The 18,894-nt window shown below is 63.2% G+C and carries 18 protein-coding genes and 1 tRNA gene; all 19 read left to right on the top strand.

Annotated elements, in window-relative coordinates; translation table 11 throughout:
* Positions 1 to 2 precede the first annotated feature (2 nt).
* The 19 genes from AC1DJW_RS04080 (at position 3) to AC1DJW_RS04170 (ending at position 18,784) form a co-directional block, all read left to right on the top strand.
* Complete coding sequence (locus AC1DJW_RS04080; protein ID WP_269993192.1) at positions 3 to 413, top strand: cytidine deaminase; 411 nt, start codon at positions 3 to 5, stop codon at positions 411 to 413.
* A complete protein-coding gene (locus tag AC1DJW_RS04085; RefSeq protein ID WP_476900798.1) occupies positions 410 to 1,720 on the top strand; it encodes a thymidine phosphorylase in 1,311 nt (436 codons plus the stop codon). The genes AC1DJW_RS04080 and AC1DJW_RS04085 overlap by 4 nt, the downstream gene beginning before the upstream one ends.
* A 66-nt stretch (positions 1,721 to 1,786) precedes the next feature.
* Positions 1,787 to 2,437, top strand: a complete 651-nt coding sequence (locus tag AC1DJW_RS04090) for a DedA family protein (protein ID WP_284752454.1) — start codon at positions 1,787 to 1,789, stop codon at positions 2,435 to 2,437.
* A 250-nt stretch (positions 2,438 to 2,687) separates the two neighbouring features.
* Complete coding sequence (locus AC1DJW_RS04095; protein WP_284752567.1) at positions 2,688 to 3,377, top strand: DedA family protein; 690 nt, start codon at positions 2,688 to 2,690, stop codon at positions 3,375 to 3,377.
* Between the two features lie 28 nt (positions 3,378 to 3,405).
* Complete coding sequence (locus AC1DJW_RS04100) at positions 3,406 to 4,560, top strand: adenosine deaminase (RefSeq protein ID WP_476900799.1); 1,155 nt, start codon at positions 3,406 to 3,408, stop codon at positions 4,558 to 4,560.
* Positions 4,561 to 4,699: 139 nt separating this feature from the next.
* Positions 4,700 to 5,338: a MazG nucleotide pyrophosphohydrolase domain-containing protein gene (locus AC1DJW_RS04105; protein WP_390279577.1), complete on the top strand. Its 639-nt coding sequence runs from the start codon at positions 4,700 to 4,702 to the stop codon at positions 5,336 to 5,338.
* A 93-nt stretch (positions 5,339 to 5,431) separates the two neighbouring features.
* Complete coding sequence (gene eno / locus AC1DJW_RS04110) at positions 5,432 to 6,712, top strand: phosphopyruvate hydratase (protein WP_390279579.1); 1,281 nt, start codon at positions 5,432 to 5,434, stop codon at positions 6,710 to 6,712.
* A 158-nt stretch (positions 6,713 to 6,870) separates the two neighbouring features.
* The gene (locus tag AC1DJW_RS04115; RefSeq protein WP_284752458.1) at positions 6,871 to 7,605 is read left to right on the top strand and encodes an FtsB family cell division protein; all 735 of its coding nucleotides are present in this window, start codon (positions 6,871 to 6,873) and stop codon (positions 7,603 to 7,605) included.
* A 56-nt stretch (positions 7,606 to 7,661) separates the two neighbouring features.
* Positions 7,662 to 8,378, top strand: coding sequence for a DUF501 domain-containing protein (locus AC1DJW_RS04120; protein ID WP_390279581.1), 717 nt, complete (start codon positions 7,662 to 7,664; stop codon positions 8,376 to 8,378).
* Positions 8,375 to 9,340, top strand: coding sequence for a Ppx/GppA phosphatase family protein (locus tag AC1DJW_RS04125; protein ID WP_390279583.1), 966 nt, complete (start codon positions 8,375 to 8,377; stop codon positions 9,338 to 9,340). Before AC1DJW_RS04120 ends, AC1DJW_RS04125 begins: the two co-directional genes overlap by 4 nt.
* Before the next feature lie 16 nt (positions 9,341 to 9,356).
* Positions 9,357 to 10,745 (top strand): S8 family serine peptidase, encoded by a 1,389-nt coding sequence (locus tag AC1DJW_RS04130; protein WP_284752460.1) that lies wholly within the window; start codon positions 9,357 to 9,359, stop codon positions 10,743 to 10,745.
* A gap of 72 nt (positions 10,746 to 10,817) precedes the next feature.
* Complete coding sequence (locus tag AC1DJW_RS04135; protein ID WP_284752461.1) at positions 10,818 to 12,263, top strand: NAD(P)/FAD-dependent oxidoreductase; 1,446 nt, start codon at positions 10,818 to 10,820, stop codon at positions 12,261 to 12,263.
* Positions 12,264 to 12,396: 133 nt separating this feature from the next.
* Complete coding sequence (locus tag AC1DJW_RS04140; protein ID WP_476900800.1) at positions 12,397 to 13,317, top strand: N-acetyltransferase; 921 nt, start codon at positions 12,397 to 12,399, stop codon at positions 13,315 to 13,317.
* Between the two features lie 43 nt (positions 13,318 to 13,360).
* Positions 13,361 to 13,434, top strand: a tRNA-Leu gene (locus tag AC1DJW_RS04145).
* A gap of 242 nt (positions 13,435 to 13,676) precedes the next feature.
* Positions 13,677 to 14,906 (top strand): branched-chain amino acid ABC transporter substrate-binding protein, encoded by a 1,230-nt coding sequence (locus tag AC1DJW_RS04150; protein ID WP_284752463.1) that lies wholly within the window; start codon positions 13,677 to 13,679, stop codon positions 14,904 to 14,906.
* 78 nt (positions 14,907 to 14,984) lie between these two features.
* On the top strand, positions 14,985 to 16,004 hold the full coding sequence (locus AC1DJW_RS04155) for a branched-chain amino acid ABC transporter permease (protein WP_284752464.1): 1,020 nt from the start codon (positions 14,985 to 14,987) through the stop codon (positions 16,002 to 16,004).
* Positions 16,001 to 17,200, top strand: coding sequence for a branched-chain amino acid ABC transporter permease (locus AC1DJW_RS04160; protein ID WP_284752465.1), 1,200 nt, complete (start codon positions 16,001 to 16,003; stop codon positions 17,198 to 17,200). The genes AC1DJW_RS04155 and AC1DJW_RS04160 overlap by 4 nt, the downstream gene beginning before the upstream one ends.
* Entirely contained in the window at positions 17,197 to 18,084 is an 888-nt protein-coding gene (locus AC1DJW_RS04165) for an ABC transporter ATP-binding protein (protein ID WP_284752466.1), read from the top strand. The genes AC1DJW_RS04160 and AC1DJW_RS04165 overlap by 4 nt, the downstream gene beginning before the upstream one ends.
* The gene (locus tag AC1DJW_RS04170; protein ID WP_284752467.1) at positions 18,071 to 18,784 is read left to right on the top strand and encodes an ABC transporter ATP-binding protein; all 714 of its coding nucleotides are present in this window, start codon (positions 18,071 to 18,073) and stop codon (positions 18,782 to 18,784) included. Before AC1DJW_RS04165 ends, AC1DJW_RS04170 begins: the two co-directional genes overlap by 14 nt.
* Positions 18,785 to 18,894: the final 110 nt, after the last annotated feature.

Raw genomic sequence — 18,894 nt, forward strand, 5'->3', positions numbered from 1 at the left:
CCGTGGCGGTCACGGATACCGAAGTGGACTGGGCGGCCCTCGAGGCCGCCGCGGTCGCCGCCATGGGGAAGGCCTACGCTCCGTATTCGAAGTTCCCGGTGGGGGCCGCTGCCCTCACCGAGGACGGGCGGATCGTCAGCGGCTGCAACGTCGAGAACGCCAGCTACGGACTCACATTGTGCGCCGAGTGCGCCTTGGTGGGAGACCTCCATATGGGTGGCGGCGGCAGATTACGGGCGTTCTATTGCGTCGACGCCAAGGGCAATGTCCTCATGCCGTGTGGCCGTTGCAGGCAATTGCTGTATGAATTCCGGGCACCCGGCATGCAACTCATGACAACGCAAGGCATCAAGACCATGGACCAAGTGCTGCCGGATGCCTTCGGTCCCGACAACCTGGAGGAGAACCGGTGACACAGACTGAAGCGTTTGATGCCGTCCAGATCATCAGCATCAAGCGGGACAAGGGCACCCTGAGCCCGGAACAGATTGACTGGACCATCGATGCCTACACCCGCGGCGTCATTGCCGACGAGCAGATGGCGGCCCTGAACATGGCGATCCTGCTCAACGGGATGGACCGCGCCGAAATCTCACGCTGGACCGAGGCGATGATCGCCTCGGGCGAGCGGATGGACTTCTCCAGCCTCCGGCGTCCCGACGGCGGCATGAAAGCCACCACGGACAAACACTCCACCGGGGGTGTCGGGGACAAAATCACGCTTCCGCTGGCGCCGTTGGTGGCGGTCTTTGGAGTGGCGGTTCCCCAGCTTTCCGGCAGGGGACTGGGCCACACGGGAGGCACCCTCGACAAGCTCGAAGCAATCCCAGGTTGGCGGGCGAACCTGAGCAACGAGGAAATCCTGGCCCAGCTGCAGGACGTTGGTGCCGTCATCTGCGCCGCCGGCACGGGTTTGGCGCCGGCGGACAAGAAGCTCTATGCCCTGCGCGACGTCACGGGCACGGTGGAAGCCATTCCCCTGATTGCCTCGTCCATCATGAGCAAGAAGATCGCCGAGGGCACGGGGTCCCTGGTGCTCGACGTGAAGGTGGGTTCCGGCGCGTTCATGAAGGATGAAGCCCGTGCCCGCGAGCTGGCCGAAACCATGGTGGCCCTGGGCAAGGACGCGGGCGTCAATACGGTGGCCCTCCTGACCAACATGGGCACCCCGCTGGGCTTGACTGCGGGCAATGCAATCGAGGTGGAGGAATCGGTGGAGGTGCTTGCGGGCGGCGGCCCGGAAGACGTCGTCGAGCTGACCATCAGGCTCGCCGAGGAGATGCTTGCCTGCGCCGGAGTGCACGACGCCGACCCCGCGGCCGCCCTCAAGGACGGCCGCGCGATGGACGTCTGGAACCGCATGATCGAAGCCCAAGGCGGCGATCCGCGTGCCGCACTGCCGGTGGCCAAGGAATCCGAGGTCATCCCGGCGCCGGCCGACGGCGTCCTGGTGGAGCTCGACGCTTTGTCCGTGGGCGTGGCGGCGTGGCGCCTCGGCTCCGGACGTGCCCGGAAGGAGGACGTCGTCCAGGCCGGTGCAGGGGTGCGGATGCACGCCAAACCGGGTGCCTTGGTCCGGGCGGGGGAGCCACTCATGACCCTCCTGACCGACACCCCGGAGAAGTTCGAAAGGGCCAAGGAAGCCTTGGAAGGAGCCGTACTCATCGCGCCGGAAGGCTCACGGCCCGCGCAGCGGCTCATCATCGACCGGATCTCCTAGGCTGGTCTCCCGGGCATTTTTGGGATGCCCGGGAGACAATCCCTGCGGCCATTCGTTAGGAAGACCGTGCAAGCCATCAACGACTTCATCCTCGCGGCAGCCGGGCAGCCCTGGGTTTTGCTTCTCGTGCTTGCCTGCTGCGTGATCGACGGATTCTTCCCGCCCATTCCCAGCGAGTCGGTGGTGGTGGGACTCGCGGCCGTCTCCGCGACCGCAGGGGTACCTAACGCATGGCTGCTGATCCTCGTGGGCGCCCTCGGGGCTTTCACGGGCGACAACATCGCCTACTTGATCGGCCGCAAGATAGGTGTTCGCCGCTGGCGGTGGATGCGTTCCCAAAGGATGCAGGGCGCCTTCCGTTGGGCTGGGCGGGAACTTCGACGCCGGGCAGCGTCTCTGATCATGGTGGCCCGGTTCATCCCCATCGGCCGGGTGGCGGTCAACCTCACAGCCGGTGCAACCCATTTCTCGCACGGCATGTTCGTGGCACTCACGGCTATGTCTGCCGTTCTGTGGGCCAGTTACTCGGTGGCTATCGGTTTGTTCTTCGGCCAGTGGTTCGAACACAACCACCTGCTCGGAGCGATCATCGCGATCATCGCGGCCGTCATCCTGGGAATCATCGTGGACCGGGTCATCAGCAAAGTCCGCGGTGCCACGCCCGCCACCGAAGAGGACGAAGAAACCGGAGAGCCCGAAGAGGAACCCGTCATATAGCGAGGCGGAATATAGCGAGGCGGAGCCAAGGTGGCGGATCTCCTCCTTGAGTATGACCCGCTTGGCTCCGGAAGATCCCTCCACGGGGGGATGCTTCCATTCCACCTTTGGAGCTAGCCTTAAATTGTGTTCTCCGCGGCTGGGGCGTAGCGAACGACGCTCCGGCCGTGGGACACTGGATAGCGATCTGTGTCACGCAACCGTGTGACTTTCCTTGAGGAGCAATGCCTGCGTGGAATTCATGAACCACATGCTCGAGCATGCCGCCGGGCAACCGTGGATCTACCCGGTGCTCCTGGTTTTCTTTTTCATCGACGGCTTTGCCACGATCCTTCCCAGTGAGACCGCGATTGTCGGGCTCTCGGCTTTGGCAATGCACCGGGGCGAGCCCAATCTGTGGCTCCTCGGCGCTACGGCCTTGGTCGGTGCTATGGCCGGCGACAACACGGCCTACATGCTGGGCCGCAAGATCGGCTTGGACCGCTGGAAATGGATGCGCAAGCCGAAGGTCCAGAAGATGTTCGCCTGGGCACACTACGAGCTGGACAAGCGCGGCGCAGTCCTCATCTTCACCGCCCGGTACATACCCTGGGGCCGTGTGGCGGTGAACTACGTCGCCGGACAGACTGGATTCCGACACAAGACCTTCTTCTGGCTGGATGCCTTCGCCTGCTTCACCTGGGTAGGCTATTCGATCGGCGTTGGATCCCTTGCCGGCCACTGGGTGCACAACAACCCGCTCCTGGGCGTCGGGATTGCCGTGGCATTCGCCGTGGTGCTCGGCGTCATTGTGGACCACACCTTGCGTTGGTGGCACAAGCACCTCGAAAAGAAGGACGGCGAGAAGAGGGAGGCAGCTTCCGCGGAAGCAGCCGCAGCCGACGCAGCCACCGCGGTTAACGCGACGGCCGGCGTCGACCGCTCAAACCCTGCTGGCTAAGCTTCTTCCGTCCCCCTAGAGTTGAGTGGTGACTGAGCCCATTGTTGATGCCGCCCCTGCCCTTGACTTCGACCTGAAGAGCCTGCCGAAGGTTTCCCTTCACGACCACTTGGACGGGGGACTGCGCCCGGCCACCATCATCGAGCTGGCGGAGGCCGTCGGCCACACCTTGCCTTCCACGGATCCCGTAGCGCTGGGCCAATGGTTCCGTGAGTCCGCGGACTCCGGTTCTTTGGTCCGATACCTTGAAACCTTCGACCACACGATCGCTGTCATGCAGACCAAAGAAGGCCTGGCGCGCGTCGCCAAGGAGTTCGTTGAGGACCTGGCTGACGACGGCGTCGTCTACGGCGAGATCCGTTGGGCACCTGAACAGCACCTGCAGAAGGGCCTCACCCTCGACGAGGTTGTGGACGCGGTCCAGGAAGGGCTCGACGCCGGCGTCGACGCCGTTGAGGAGTCCGGCCGCCAGATCCAGGTGGGCCAGCTCATCACGGCGATGCGGCACACGGACCGCGGCCAGGAAATTGCCGAACTCGCCGTACGACACCGCTACAACGGTGCTGTCGGCTTCGACATCGCCGGAGCCGAAGACGGCTTCCTGCCTTCCCGTTTCAAGGACGCCTTCACCTACCTGGCCGAGCACAATTTTCCGGCTACCGTCCACGCCGGCGAAGCCGCGGGCCTGGACAGCATCCAGTCCGCCCTCGTGGACGGCCGTGCCCTGCGCTTGGGCCACGGCGTGCGCATCGCCGAGGACATCACCGTTGAATTCGAGGATGCCGAGGGCGAAGAAGCCGACGACGACGCCGAGGACACCGTTGGCATGGTCACCTTGGGTGAGGTGGCCGGCTGGGTCCGCGACCGCGGAATCGCGCTGGAGATCTGCCCCTCGTCCAACCTGCAGACCGGCGCAATCGCGAACTTCGGCGAAGGCATCGAGAACCACCCGCTGGACATGCTGTACCAGCTGGGCTTCAACGTCACCATCAACACGGACAACCGGCTCATGAGCGGCGTGACGCTGACCGATGAATTCGAGCTTCTCGTGGAGACCTTCGACTACGACCTCGACGACCTCCTCGAACTGACCCTCAACGCTGCCGAGTCCTCGTTCCTGCCGTTGGACGAAAAAGAAGCGTTGGTGGAGTACATCAACGACGCCTACGCCAACCTTGGCTAAACAAACTCCCGCAGGCGCAGCCTCTGAAAGTCCCATGACAGTGCTCGGTGGGCCAACGGCAGCCGGGGTCCCCGGCCGAGCTTGCGAGGTTGGGGAGCTGCTGGGGAGAATTGCCTCTTTGCGCGAGCACTGTCCGTGGATGGGTGCGTTGACCCACGAATCGCTCGTCGAGTACCTGATCGAGGAAGCGTACGAAGTGGTCGATTCGATCGAAGCCGGTGCGTCCGGTTCCGATACTGCCGACGAACTCCGCGGCGAGCTGGGCGACGTGCTGCTTCAAGTGGTACTCCACGCCCGGCTCGCCGAGGAGCAAGGACAGTTCACCTTCGACGACGTCGCCCGCACCATCACAGAGAAGATGGTGCGGCGCAATCCGCATGTCTTCAAGCCGGACGGATCCTTGCAGGATTCCTTCCCGGCCACCGTGGAGGAGATCGTCGAAAAGTGGGATGCCGTGAAGAAGGCCGAAAAACCCGGGCGTTCGGATCCCTTCGAAGGCATTCCACCCCACCTTCCTGCCCTCGCGCTCGCGCAAAAGTCGCTTGACCGTGCCGAGCGCGCGGAGCGCGCGGGCGGCCCGGAACGCAGCAGCCGTCCAGTCGCGGCGGTGGAGGTTCCCGACTCCGAAGCTGCGCTTGGAGACTTGCTGCTTGCCGTCGTCGCGGGCTCGCGGGAGAAGGGTTTCGACGCCGAAAGGGCCTTGCGCGGTGCCGTCCGCCGCTACCAGGGGCGGGACGGCGAAGCCACAAAACGTGAGGAGCCCGACGCTGTTCCGTAACGTTGGCCTGTCTCGACTAGGCTAGTGGCGACGAGGACGTCGAGAATTTCCCTCAAGATTCCCAGTAAATCGCTTCACCATAAGGAGCAGTCCATGGCGCTTATCGATGCCATCCACGCCCGCGAGATCCTTGATTCCCGCGGAAACCCGACAGTAGAAGTTGAAGTTCTGCTTTCCGATGGCCAGATCGGCCGCGCGGCAGTTCCCTCCGGTGCTTCCACCGGCGAGCACGAAGCCGTTGAACTGCGCGACGGCGACAAGGGCCGTTACCTCGGCAAGGGCGTCCAGAAGGCCGTTGACGCGGTCATCGACGAAATCGCCCCGGCCCTGATCGGCTTCGACGCCACGGACCAGCGCAGCATCGACCAGGCCATGATCGACCTCGACGGCACCCCGAACAAGGGCAAGCTCGGCGCGAACGCCATCCTCGGTGTTTCCCTCGCCGTAGCCAACGCAGCCGCCGCCTCCGCGGACCTGCCGCTGTACAAGTACCTGGGCGGCCCGAACGCCCACGTCCTGCCCGTCCCGCTGATGAACATCCTCAACGGTGGCTCCCACGCCGACTCCGACGTCGACATCCAGGAATTCATGATCGCCCCCATCGGCGCCGAGACCTTCTCCGAAGGCCTGCGCTGGGGCGTTGAGGTCTACCACAACCTCAAGTCCGTCCTGCAGGCCAAGGGCCTCTCCACCGGTCTCGGCGACGAAGGCGGCTTCGCGCCGAACCTGCCGTCCAACCGCGCCGCACTGGACCTGATCCAGGAAGCCATCAAGAACGCCGGCTACACCCCGGGCAAGGACATCGCCCTCGCGCTGGACGTCGCCTCCTCCGAGTTCTACAAGGACGGCGCCTACCAGTTCGAAGGCAAGGCACTCTCGGCCACCGAGATGAGCGCCTATTATGCCGAACTCGTCGCGGACTACCCGCTGGTCTCGATTGAAGACCCGCTGGACGAAAACGACTGGGAAGGCTGGAAGACCCTCACCGAGACGATCGGCGACAAGGTCCAGCTGGTTGGCGACGACCTCTTCGTCACCAACCCGGTCCGCCTGCAGCAGGGCATCGACGCCGCCACTGCCAACTCCCTGCTCGTCAAGGTCAACCAGATCGGTTCCCTGACCGAAACCCTGGACGCCGTTTCCCTGGCCCAGCGCTCCGGTTACACCACCATCACCTCGCACCGCTCCGGCGAAACCGAGGACACCACCATTGCTGACATCGCCGTTGCCACCAACGCGGGCCAGATCAAGACCGGTGCCCCGGCCCGCTCCGAGCGCGTCGCCAAGTACAACCAGCTCCTGCGCATCGAAGAGGAACTCGACGACGCCGCTCGCTACGCCGGCCGCAGCGCCTTCCCGCGTTTCAAGGGCTAGTATCCGCTGAAACAGCTGACCGGTGGCTATGGTGGAAAGACCATAGCCACCGGTTCTGTTTAACGAAATGTGCGAGCACTTCGGGCAAACCGCAGGCTCCGTGAGGCACGCAACGCGCAGCAACCCGCCAGGCAAGCACCAGGCATTACAGGAGTGTCATGGCCACCCGCCGCCCCAAGGTCCCACGGGCAGATGCCCTGGGCCGCTCGCCCCAAAAGAACCCCGACGGCGGCCATGTCATCCGTGCCGACTTCGGCGAGTCCCGCAAGGCAACCGCCCAGCAAGAGACCCAAGTTCAAGTCGGGTCCAGGGCGCCGTCCAATTCCAAAGCCGAAGGCAGCACCCAAAGCAAGGGCCAGCCTGGCTCCAAGACTGGTTCTGCCGCGAAATCGGGACGTTCGCTTCCGGGCGGGCCGGGCAACACCCCGGTTGTCGGCAAGGCATCCAACAAAACGTCGGGTGCGGGCTCCGCCCACCCCGAGAAGGACCACAGCGCGCGACCCGTGCCCGCGAAGGCGTTCTCCGGCCGCATGCTTGCCCTGGCCGTGGTGATGATAGCGATCACCATCATGCTCGCGCCGACGGTCAAGATCTGGTTGGAGAAAAAGGCGGAAATCTCCGGCCTGGAAGCCGACATCGCGAGCAAACAGGCCGAGCAGGCCAGCCTCCAGAAGCAGATCACGCGGTGGCAGGACCCGAACTACGTGAAACAACAAGCCCGGGACCGCATTAACATGGTTATGCCGGGTGAAGCTGGCTACTGGGTGTTTGGTGGAGATGTTCCCGCCGGCACGCCGGGTGGGAGCACCAGTTCAGGAGCTTCCGGAAGCCCGTCCAACCTGCCATGGGTGGACGGCCTGTGGGAATCCATCAGGCGCTCGGCAACAGACTAGACGCGGTGCCCGCCGCCGTCGCGCCCTGATGGGAGCGGCAAAAAAGGGCAGGAAGGATGGCAGCGCCAGTGGAAGACAACTCGGCACCTGCATCGCAGGAATCCCGCAAGCCATCAGCACATGATCTCGAAATCCTCAGCCGCCAGCTCGGACGGCCGGTGCGCGACGTCGTCGAAATCCCGGCGCGCTGCGTCTGCGGCAACCCGCTGGTCGCTGCAACCGCTCCGCGCTTGAGCAACGGCACCCCGTTTCCCACGACGTTCTACTTGACGCACCCCGTCATCACCGCCGCCGTGTCGCGGTTGGAAGCCGGCGGGCTCATGAATGAGATGAACGAGCGGCTCACGGCTGACGAGCCTTTGGCTGCGGCTTACAGGAGCGCCCACGAAGCCTATCTCCGGGCGCGTGACGAGATTGCCGGACGTGCCGGTACAGGGGATGTTCCGGAGATCGCCGGAGTGTCGGCCGGCGGCATGCCCACCCGCGTCAAATGCCTGCACGTGCTGGTCGGCCAGTCCCTGGCAGCCGGTCCCGGGATCAATCCGCTCGGCGACGAGGCCATCGAGGCGATCAGCGAATGGTGGACCGCGGACCGCTGCTATTGCGACGGCGCGTGGGACAGTGCGGGGGAGGCCCCGTCCAGGGACCTCAGCCGCCACGGACCGCAGGGCTTGCCGGACATCGTGGGCCGTCCCGCCCCCGTCCGCAAATCCAAGTCCTCCCACGCAACAGAGCCATCGGGAGAGCCAGCCGCAGGGGAGCTCAACGTATGAACCGGGTAGCTGCCATCGATTGCGGCACCAATTCGATTCGCCTCCTGATCGCGGATTCCAACGGCGCTGACGCGGGGTCTCCCTTGCGGGACGTTGTCCGCGAGATGCGCGTGGTGCGCCTCGGCCAGGGTGTAGACGCTACAGGCGAACTTGCCCCGGAGGCGCTCGAACGCACCTTCGCGGCAACCGCCGACTACGCCGGGCTGATCCGCCATCATGGTGCCCGGGGCGTCCGTTTCGTGGCGACCTCTGCCAGCCGCGACGCCCGCAACCGGGACGTCTTTGTTGACGGGATCCGTGAGCTGCTCGGCGTCGAACCCGAGGTCATTTCCGGCGATGAAGAAGCAGCCCTTTCCTTCGCCGGTGCAAGCAGCGTGCTGCCTTCGCGCGGCAAGGACCCGGTGCTTGTGGTGGACCTTGGCGGCGGGAGCACCGAGTTCGTCCTCGGAGACTCCGACGGCGTGATTGCCGCCAAATCCGTCGACATTGGCTGCGTGCGGCTGACCGAACGGCACCTCCGCAGCGATCCTCCGACGCCGGAGCAGATCGCCGCAGCGGAAGCCGACGTCGACGCAGCCATTGACCTCGTAGCCCGTACGGTCCCGCTGGAGCGGGCCACCGCCGTCGTGGGAGTTGCCGGCTCCATCACCACCATCACGGCACATGCCCTGGGCTTGAACGAGTACGATCCCGCACTCATCCACGGTGCCAGCCTGGACCTGGAGACCATCAGCGACGCCGCCACAAGCCTGTTGGAACTGAGCCGCGAAGAGCGTGCCCGGCTGCCCTACATGCATCCGGGGCGCGTTGACGTCATCGGAGCCGGAGCCCTCGTCTGGCGCCGAATCCTCCAGCGCTTGGCTGAGCTCGGAGGGGGCTCCATCACTGCTGCCACCTCCAGCGAGCACGATATCCTCGACGGCATCGCGCTGAGTATTCTGAGTATGCCGAGTACTCGGTAAGAGTGGGTATTCGCTGATGACGTTGCCACACGGTTGGCGCCGCCGGACAGCATCGGCCGCCCTGGCCGCCATGCTGGCCGGGGGAAGCCTTGCAGGGGCCCTGCTGACTGCGCCTTCGGCGTTCGCCGACTCTTGGCGGGACAAGGAATACTGGCTCAACGAGTACGGCATTTCCGCAGCCTGGCAGGTGTCCAAGGGCGCGGGGGTGAAAGTGGCCATCATCGACAGCGGGGTGGACGGGCAACACCCTGACCTCAAGGGCGTGGTAGTCGGGGGAACCGACGCATCGGGTGCGGGAGATCCGAACGGACAGAAGAGTATCGGGGCCAAGCCTGAGCACGGGACCCTCGTGGCCACGCTCCTGGCAGGGCGTGGACACGCTTCGCCCAGCCCGTCAGGGCCTCCGTCGCCGGCGTCGTCTCCCTCGCCCGGTTCCAGTGTCGGCCCCGACGGAATCGTCGGCGTCGCCCCCGAGGCCCAGATCTTGGCTGTTTCCGCCTGGCTCGGTTCGCCGAATCCCGCGGGCAAGACGGACCAGGAACAGATCCCCGCAGCTGTCCGATGGGCAGTGGACAACGGCGCCAAGGTCATCAATATTTCCCTCGGCAGCACCTCCCCTGATTGGCCCCAAAGCTGGGACGCGGCGTTCCTCTATGCCGAACAAAAGGACGTGGTGATCGTCGCCGCGGCGGGCAACCGGATCGGTGGAAATGTCCAGGTGGGCGCGCCCGCCACGATTCCGGGCGTACTGACCGTGGCAGGACTCGACCGGAACCGCGCGGCCAGCGTCGACGCTTCCTCGCAGGGAATCAGCATCGGCGTCTCGGCGCCCGCGGAAAAGCTGGTGGGTGGCCTGCCCGGGGGGAGCTATGAAGATTGGGCGGGCACGTCCGGCTCGGCGCCGATTGTCTCCGGCGTCGCGGCCCTCATCCGCTCGAAATGGCCGGATATGAGCGCCAATCAGGTCATCAACAGGATCGTGTCCACGGCCGAGGATGCAGGGGCGCCCGGCAAGGACCCCATCTACGGCTACGGCATCCTCAACGCCGAGGCGGCCCTGAAAGCCGATGTGCCCGAGGTGACGAGCAATCCGCTGGGATCCATTGCGGACTGGATCCGGGTCCATCGGCGCGGGGACCTCAGCAGCCCTACACCTCAGCCAACGTCCAAACCGAGCATCCCCGCGGCCACCTTGGCCGATCCCACAGTTCCGGCGGCCAAGGCACCCTCGCAGTCCGACACGGCGATTCCTGCGGCTGTGGTCATCGGCTTTGGTTCGCTTTTCGTGGCGATCGTTGCGGGCGCCTCCGTGCAATTAAGGCGTGCCTACCGGACCTCCCCGGAACTGCCCGACGAGCCCGCTACCGGCGTGGTGGACATCGTGGAACCGAGCGGCCCGAAATAGCCTCCGACGCCCGTGCGTAGCTTCGGGGAAATAGTTAGTGAAGATTTTCACAAGGTGCTGTACTCTATTGTTATGGCAACCACCCCTGAGCTCATTGACCGTCCCCGTGTTCTCGTTGTCGGCGGCGGATACGTCGGCCTGTACGTAGCACTCAAGCTGCAGAAGAAGATCGCGAACGCCGGCGGAATCGTCACCGTCGTTGATCCCCTTCCCTACATGACCTACCAGCCCTTCCTCCCCGAGGTGGCCGGCGGCAACATCGAGGCACGCCACGCCGTCGTCTCGCACCGCCAGCACCTCAAGCAGACGGAACTCATCCAGGGCCGCGTTACCAGCATCGACCACAAAAACCGCACCGCCGTTGTTGCTCCGGCCGACGGTGGAGAGCCTTTCGAGATCCCCTACTTCGACGTCGTGGTTGCCGCCGGCGCCATTACCCGCACCTTCCCCATCAAGGGACTCGCGGACGAAGGCATCGGCCTGAAGACCATCGAAGAAGCGGTCGCCCTGCGAAACAAGGTCCTTGAGCGCATCGAGGTCGCCTCCACCATGACGGACGCCGCCGAGCGCGCCAAAGCCCTGACCTTCGTTGTCGTGGGTGGCGGTTTCGCCGGTATTGAGTGCATCACCGAGATGGAAGACCTCGCCCGCGCCGCCGTCAAGAACAACTCGCGCATCCGCCAGGAAGAAGTCCGCTTCGTTCTGGTCGAAGCCATGGGCCGCATCATGCCCGAGGTCACCGCAGCCCAGGCCGAGTGGGTTGTTGAACACCTGCGCAGCCGCGGCATCGAGGTCCTGCTCAACACCTCCCTGGACAACGCAGAGGGTAGCCTCAAGCTCATCAACCTGCCGGACAAGACCCCTGCCCAGGAGTTCGAAGCCGACACCCTCGTGTGGACTGCAGGCGTGCAGGCCAACCCGATGATCCGTTCCACTGACTTCCCGCTCGAGCCGCGCGGACGTGTCCGTGTCCTTCCGGACCTCCGCATTGCCGGCGACGAAGGCATCATCGACAACGCCTGGGCCGCTGGCGATATCGCTGCCGTTCCGGACCTCACGGGCAGCGGCCTGCCGGACGGCACCTGCGTCCCGAACGCCCAGCACGCACTGCGCCAGGCCAAGCGCCTCGCCAAGAACCTGTGGGCATCCCGCTGGGACAAGCCCATGGGCGACTACAAGCACAAGAACCTCGGTGCGGTTGCCGGCTTCGGCGAATGGAAGGGCGTTGCCAACATCAACCTTCTGGGCCGTATCGGCCTCAAGGGCGGACTCGCCTGGCTGGCCCACCGCGGCTACCACGGCCTGGCCATCCCCACCGGTGAGCGCAAGGTCCGCGTGATCTTCAACTGGCTCCTGGGCATGACCATGGGCCGGGACACCACCCAGCTGCTCGACCTCGACAACCCGCGTGGAGCCTTCGTGGCCGCGGCAACCCCGGCTCCCAAGCCGGCCGCCGCACCCGCGCCGGCGGCTGAGCCCGCCGAAGCCAAGGCTCCGGTCACGGCCGACGCCAAGTAGCAGCACCCAAGCAGTCCCGCCGACGGCGGCCGTCTCCCACGCGGAGGCGGCCGCCGTCGTCGTTTTACTCCCGGCTCCTGTCCGCGGCGGCTGGGGCGTTATGGTCCGCGACGGCGGGTCCTAGACTTGCAGCATGGCTGGCGAAAGCGATCTTACGACCCTCCTGACATCCATGCATCCCGTGCTTCGGGACGGTGACTACGTGTACGCGTTGTGGCCGCACGGCAAACCGCTTGAGGGCAATATCGAAGCCGCTGTCCGCGAAGCGGAAGGCCTCACGGTGGTCCTGCACCGCGAGGAAGCCGGACGCCTGGGACTGTCCTACGACTTTGTGGCGGCGTGGATCACTCTTCAAATCCACTCTGCGTTGGACGCTGTGGGGCTCACCGCGGCCGTCAGCTCCGCCCTCACGGCAGCCGGGATCAGTTGCAACGTCCTGGCCGGGTTCCATCACGACCACCTGTTGGTTCCATCGGCCGAGCGAGGGCACGCCATGGAAGTGCTTCGACTGCTGGGCCAAGGTGTGGTGCTGCGAACGGAGAGGGAGGCGGACCGCGAGTCCGTGCTTGCGCTCACGGCTGCCGCCTTTTCAACCAGCCCGGTCACCGGGTTGCCCGGTGAAGGAGTCCCGGCCGAAGTAAGGCTGCTGCGGGAACTCTTCGACTGCGATGAGTACCTGCCGGAATTCAGCATCGTTGCAGAGATCGCCGGTGAGATCGTGGGCCACGTCATCAGTACCCGCGGCTGGGTCGGGGAGCTCCGGCTTTTGGGACTGGGCCCCATCAGCGTCCAGCCGCACCTGCAGCGGCGTGGCATCGGATCCGCGCTCTTGCGGGAAACCGCCCGACGGGCCGAAGATGCCGGCGAGCCGGGCATCGCCCTGCTGGGAAGCACCGGATACTATCCCCGCTTCGGGTTTCTTCCCGCACGCGCGCTTGGTGTGATGGCCCCCGACGCCGGGTGGGGAGACCATTTCCAGCTGTTGCGTCTCAAAGCATGGCCCGACGGCGCCAGCGGAACCTTTCGCTACGCCGCGCCGTTCCAAGCGCCCTAGGAGGTCAAGGAGGGGGAGTGCGCTGGGTTACCATTATCCGGGCGCCCCAGTAGCCCAATTGGCAGAGGCAGCGGACTTAAAATCCGCGTGTTGTGGGTTCGAGTCCCACCTGGGGCACGCGCGCGAATTGCGGGCCGTGCCGGCCCCTTCTTTGCGCCAAGCTGTGCCGTGACAAGAATTTAACCCCGCGTTCATCCGAAGAGCTGTCCGGGGCAGCACGGAGATCCACCGTTATTAGATCCTGACCTGCGTATATGTGTTCTAGGACACATATTTGGTAGTACTCTCATGGAACATGTTCGAAGTGAAAGTGACTTCGGGCGAATGACCACGAATCAGACGCACCGCGGAGGCTATTTATGTACAGGAAGAAAGTCATTTCGGCGATCGCAGCAGCGGCCACCCTTGGCATGCTGGTGGCGGGCTGTGCGAACCAGACCGCCCCTAGCGGCACCGAAACCTCGGGTGGTGGCGGCAGGATCAATATCCCTGCGATTTCCAAAGTCGACGTTCCTGCCGGAGCTGTTTTGCCTGCAGGCGATGGCAAGGGAACATGTCCGTCGACGACAACCATTGCTTATGCCGGTGCCGAGACTGGACCCAACGCCCAGTTGGGTATCAACATCTTCAACGGCATCCAACTGGCCATCAACCAGCACAACGCCGCGAACCCGGGCTGCCAGGTCCAGTTCAAGAAATTCGACACTGAAGGCGATCCGAACAAGGCCACAGGCCCTGTCACGCAGATTGTTTCCGAGCCGGACATCGTCGGCGTGGTGGGCTTGCCGTTCTCCGGTGAGTCCAAGGCCACCGGCAACATCTTCGAGCAGAAGGGCTTGGTGCACATCACGCCTTCCGCTACCAACCCGAGCCTGACCAAGAACGGATGGACCACTTTCTTCCGCGCCCTCGGCAATGACGCCGTCCAGGGCCCGGCGGCAGCAAAGTTCCTCACGGACAAGCTGCAGGCAAAGAAGGTCTACCTGGTCCAGGACGACTCTGACTACGGCATCGGCCTGGGAACCACAACGTCCCAGGCTCTTGGCTCCGCGATGGTGGGGTCCGACAAGGTCGTCACTGGCCAGAAGGACTTCTCGGCAGTGATTTCCAAGATCATGAACGCCAAGGCAGACACCGTCTACTACGCCGGCTACTACGCAGAGGGTGCACCCTTCGACCAGCAGCTGGTTGCAAAGGGATTCACCGGATCCTTCGTGGGCCCGGATGGAGTGAAGGATGACCAGTTCATCAAGCTGGCAGGCGATGCGTCGTCCAACTCGTACTTCACCTGCCCCTGCATCCCGGGCGAACTGATCCCGAGCTTCGAGAGCGAGTACAAGAAACTGGCCAACGCGGAACCCGGAACCTACTCCATTGAAGGTTACGACGCCGTCACGGTCCTGCTCTCGGGCATCGACAAGGGCAAGCAGTCCCGCGCGGACCTCCTTTCCTGGGTCAAGTCCTACGATGCAGATGGCCTGTCGAAGCACTACAAGTGGGACTCAACCGGCGAACTGGCAACGCCTGATGTTTACGGCTACAAAGTTGAGAACGGCAAGATCGTTCCCATCGGCGTCATCGGAAAATAACACCGAGCCCAGATGAATGCTGGGGGTTAGCATCCATGCCGACCCCCAGCATTTCTTTTGATTACATCAGGAAGTGCCATGATCAGTGAAGTAATTCCCACTCTGCTCCACTCGGTTCCCGTGGACGACACGTGGATCACCTTCGACGTAAACTCATTTACCCAGAACTTCTGGAGTTCCACCTTTGACGGGCTGACCTTCGGGGCTATTTACGCTTTGGTTGCCCTCGGATATACCCTCGTCTACGGCGTTCTCAACCTCATCAACTTTGCCCACTCCGAAGTGTTCATCACGGGCTGTTACGGAGTGTTCTTTACCCTCAGCGCCCTCAATTTCGGCCCCTCTGCTCCGCGGCTGGGTTTCTGGGCCATCGTGGGAAACCTTGTCCTCGCCCTCATCGTCGCCATTATCGCCTCGGCCTTGATGGCAGTGATCGTGGAACGGGTGGCTTATAAACCTTTGCGCCAGCGCAAGGCGCCTCGCCTGGCATTCCTGATTACCGCCATCGGTGTTTCCTTCGCCATTCAGTACACCATCTACTGGTGGCGCGGACCGAGCCCGGAAGCTGCGCTGACGATGTTCCGGCCGCTCGCAATTTTCGACGTCTTCGGAACCATCGTCGATTCGCAGCAGGTGGTTATTGTCATCGCCGCGATCATCCTCATGATCGCCACCGATCAGTTCATTAGGCGGTCGCGGACCGGCCGAGGCATCCGTGCCGTGGCACAGGACCCGGATACCGCAACCTTGATGGGTGTCAACAAGGAAAAGATCATCGTGACCACCTTTATCATCGGCGGTATCTTGGCCGGAGCGGCTGCTTTGTTCTACGTCATGAAGATCCCGTCCGGCGTGCAATACAACGGCGGATTCATCCTCGGCGTCAAAGCCTTCGCCGCCGCCGTCCTCGGAGGCATCGGCAATGTGCGCGGTGCTTTGCTGGGCGGCCTGCTGATCGGTTTGATTGGCAACTATGGCCAGGTGCTCCTGGGGAGTTCCCAATGGACGGACGTTGTCGCGTTCGTGGTCCTGGTGTTGGTATTGATTGTGCGACCCGAGGGTGTCTTGGGTAGCTCGCTTGGAAAGAGTAAGGCATGAGCACAACAGACGGCCCCACACTTATTCCCGATGATGCCTCAGCACAGGAGATTGCCGACCGCGAAGCCAGGATGCGGCGCCGCAAAGGCTGGTTCCCGGGGCTCAGCGACAAATGGAATGCGCTCCCGCGCCAAACACAATGGCTGATCCTGATCGTCGTCGTTGTCATTGCCTATTTGCTTCCCATCCTCAATCCGCCGTTGATCACGACGGAACCGGGAAACAATTGGCAAATCGCACTCGCGCAAATGTCTGTTTATGCCCTGGTGGCTGTTGGCTTGAACGTGGTGGTCGGCTATGCGGGCCTCCTCGACTTGGGCTATGTGGCATTCTTTGCCCTGGGTTCCTACACGGCTGCAATGTTTACCAGCCCGGATTCGCCGTATGTGCACATTCCCTACCTGTGGACGCTGCCGCTGGCGATGGCTGTCGCCATGTTCTTTGGCGTGGTCCTGGGTGTGCCTACGCTTCGCCTCCGCGGCGACTACTTGGCTATCGTCACGCTCGGCTTCGGTGAGATCGTTCGTATCTTGGCCACTATCATTCCGGCGATGAAAGGCCAGGTTGGCTTCCAGAACGTTGGCCACCCTCCGGGAACGGATTCGAGCGGGCAAACAATCTTCCAGAACTCGAACGGAACCCCCTGGTACTGGCTGACGCTGACTATCATCATCCTCGTCCTCCTGGCCGCCGGAAACCTCGAGCGCAGCCGGGTGGGGCGCGCGTGGATTGCCATCCGCGAGGATGAAGACGCTGCGGAAATCATGGGCGTGCCCACATTCAAGTACAAGGTGTGGGCGTTTGCGATCGGTGCTTCTGTAGGCGGACTCTCGGGTGCCTTGTTTGCCGGCCAAGTGGGCTTTGTGAACAACCAGAAGTTTGACATCGCCACATCCATCTTGTTCGTCGCGGCTGTTGTCATGGGTGGCACTGGAAACAAGGTCGGGGCGATTCTTGGCGGCGCGTTGGTGGCATATATTCCACTCCGTTTCACCGCGATTGCCGAGTTCAAGTATCTGATCTTCGGCGCGGCGCTGGTTGTCATCATGATTTTCCGCCCCGGTGGCCTTCTCCCGGCACGCCAGAGCCTCCTCGCATACGGACGCTTGGCTTACAACAAACTCAAGGGCGCCCTGGGCGACATTCCTGCTTCGGGCAAAGTCGTTCTGGAACCGGGAAAGGGGGCTGACAAGTGAGCGAAGCGATCGAACCGGATATTGATGTAGAGGCACTCAAGGAACAAGGCGTGGACCTCGAGGTCGCCGAGAAGGTGGCCCCCGAAAGGGACATCGTCACCAAAGTGGGCGAAGCCTTGGTCCAGGTCCAAGACCTGACGATCAAATTCGGTGGCCTGACGGCTTTGGACAATGTCACGTTCGATATCAACCGAGGCGAAATCCTCGGTTTGATCGGCCCTAACGGTGCCGGCAAAACCACGTGTTTCAATGCCATGACGGGGGTGTACAAGCCGACGTCCGGAAAGGTCTTGCTGGAAGGACAACTGCTCAACGGGTTGCCGCAGCACCGGATCACCAGACGGGGCTTGGCGAGGACATTCCAGAACATCCGCCTTTTTGGCGAGATGACAGCTTTGGAAAACGTCGTTGTTGGTCTCGATGCCCGCCACCGCACGAGTGTGGGCGGGGCACTCCTGCGTCTGCCCACCCACGTCCGGGAAGAGAAAACCGCCATTGAACGCGGCATGGCATTGCTTGAGTTCGTTGGCATCGCTGATCATGCACATTTCCTGTCGCGGCACCTTCCATATGGGTATCAGCGTCGCCTCGAAATCGCGCGGGCATTGGCTACCGACCCGAAGGTCCTGTGCCTGGACGAGCCCGCCGCCGGGTTCAATCCCGCGGAAAAAGAAGAACTCATGGCCTTGATCCGGACCATCCGTGACGACGGCTACACGGTTCTGCTGATTGAGCACGACATGAAGTTGGTCATGGGCGTGACCGACCGGATTGTGGTCCTGGAGTTCGGGAAAAAGATTGCGGATGCGTTGCCCAAGATTATTCGCGATGACCCGAAAGTTATTTCCGCCTATCTCGGGGAGCCTGAAGATGACCTTGCTTGAGCTGAAGAACATATCCGTCCACTACGGCCGGATCCAGGCAATTTCCGATATGTCATTCAGCGTGGAAGAGGGCGAAATCGTCTCGCTCATCGGCGCCAATGGTGCCGGCAAGACCACCACCATGAGGACCATCTCCGGATTGCTGGCTCCCTCGGCCGGCTCCATCACCTTCGCCGGCCAGGACATCACCAGGATGAAGGCGCACATCCGCGTCGTCCAAGGTATTTCGCAAGCGCCGGAGGGGCGGGGAATCTTCCCTGGCATGACGGTGGAGGAGAACCTTGACATGGGTTCCTACGGCCGCAAGGACCGGACCAAGGTGGCAGAAGACTTGGAACGTGTCTTCGACCTGTTTCCACGGTTGAAGGAGCGTATCAAGCAGTTTGGCGGCACCATGAGCGGTGGCGAACAACAGATGCTCGCGATCGGCCGGGCGCTGATGTCCAATCCCAAGCTGTTGCTTCTGGACGAACCTTCCATGGGGCTTGCTCCGCAGTTCATCCGCCAGATCTTCAAGATTGTCACCGAGATCAACAACCAAGGCACCACGGTGCTTCTGGTGGAGCAAAACGCCAACCAGGCCCTCGCCCGTGCACACCGTGCTTTTGTCCTTGAAACCGGGTCAATTACGCACAGGGGCACCGGCAAGGAACTGCTCGCCAACCCGGCGGTCAAGGAAGCGTACCTCGGCGTCGGATAGCCGCACATGCCGGCACCCTCACAACAAGCAGGGTGCCGGCATCGACGGCGGTGGAACTTTCGGTGCGGACCAAGCGTGGGAATTGGTAGCGTGAACTATCACTTCGCACC

The sequence above is a fragment of the Arthrobacter sp. 05L417 genome (assembly GCF_056397865.1).

Coding starts and splice junctions, on each gene's coding strand:
- AC1DJW_RS04125 (WP_390279583.1), top strand. CDS start 8,375: ATGAACCGGGTAGCTGCCATCGATTGCGGCACCAATTCGATTCGCCTC.
- AC1DJW_RS04155 (WP_284752464.1), top strand. CDS start 14,985: ATGATCAGTGAAGTAATTCCCACTCTGCTCCACTCGGTTCCCGTGGAC.
- AC1DJW_RS04105 (WP_390279577.1), top strand. CDS start 4,700: ATGGGTGCGTTGACCCACGAATCGCTCGTCGAGTACCTGATCGAGGAA.
- eno (WP_390279579.1), top strand. CDS start 5,432: ATGGCGCTTATCGATGCCATCCACGCCCGCGAGATCCTTGATTCCCGC.
- AC1DJW_RS04150 (WP_284752463.1), top strand. CDS start 13,677: ATGTACAGGAAGAAAGTCATTTCGGCGATCGCAGCAGCGGCCACCCTT.
- AC1DJW_RS04135 (WP_284752461.1), top strand. CDS start 10,818: ATGGCAACCACCCCTGAGCTCATTGACCGTCCCCGTGTTCTCGTTGTC.
- AC1DJW_RS04140 (WP_476900800.1), top strand. CDS start 12,397: ATGGCTGGCGAAAGCGATCTTACGACCCTCCTGACATCCATGCATCCC.
- AC1DJW_RS04095 (WP_284752567.1), top strand. CDS start 2,688: ATGCTCGAGCATGCCGCCGGGCAACCGTGGATCTACCCGGTGCTCCTG.
- AC1DJW_RS04120 (WP_390279581.1), top strand. CDS start 7,662: ATGGCAGCGCCAGTGGAAGACAACTCGGCACCTGCATCGCAGGAATCC.
- AC1DJW_RS04170 (WP_284752467.1), top strand. CDS start 18,071: ATGACCTTGCTTGAGCTGAAGAACATATCCGTCCACTACGGCCGGATC.
- AC1DJW_RS04130 (WP_284752460.1), top strand. CDS start 9,357: ATGACGTTGCCACACGGTTGGCGCCGCCGGACAGCATCGGCCGCCCTG.
- AC1DJW_RS04115 (WP_284752458.1), top strand. CDS start 6,871: ATGGCCACCCGCCGCCCCAAGGTCCCACGGGCAGATGCCCTGGGCCGC.
- AC1DJW_RS04160 (WP_284752465.1), top strand. CDS start 16,001: ATGAGCACAACAGACGGCCCCACACTTATTCCCGATGATGCCTCAGCA.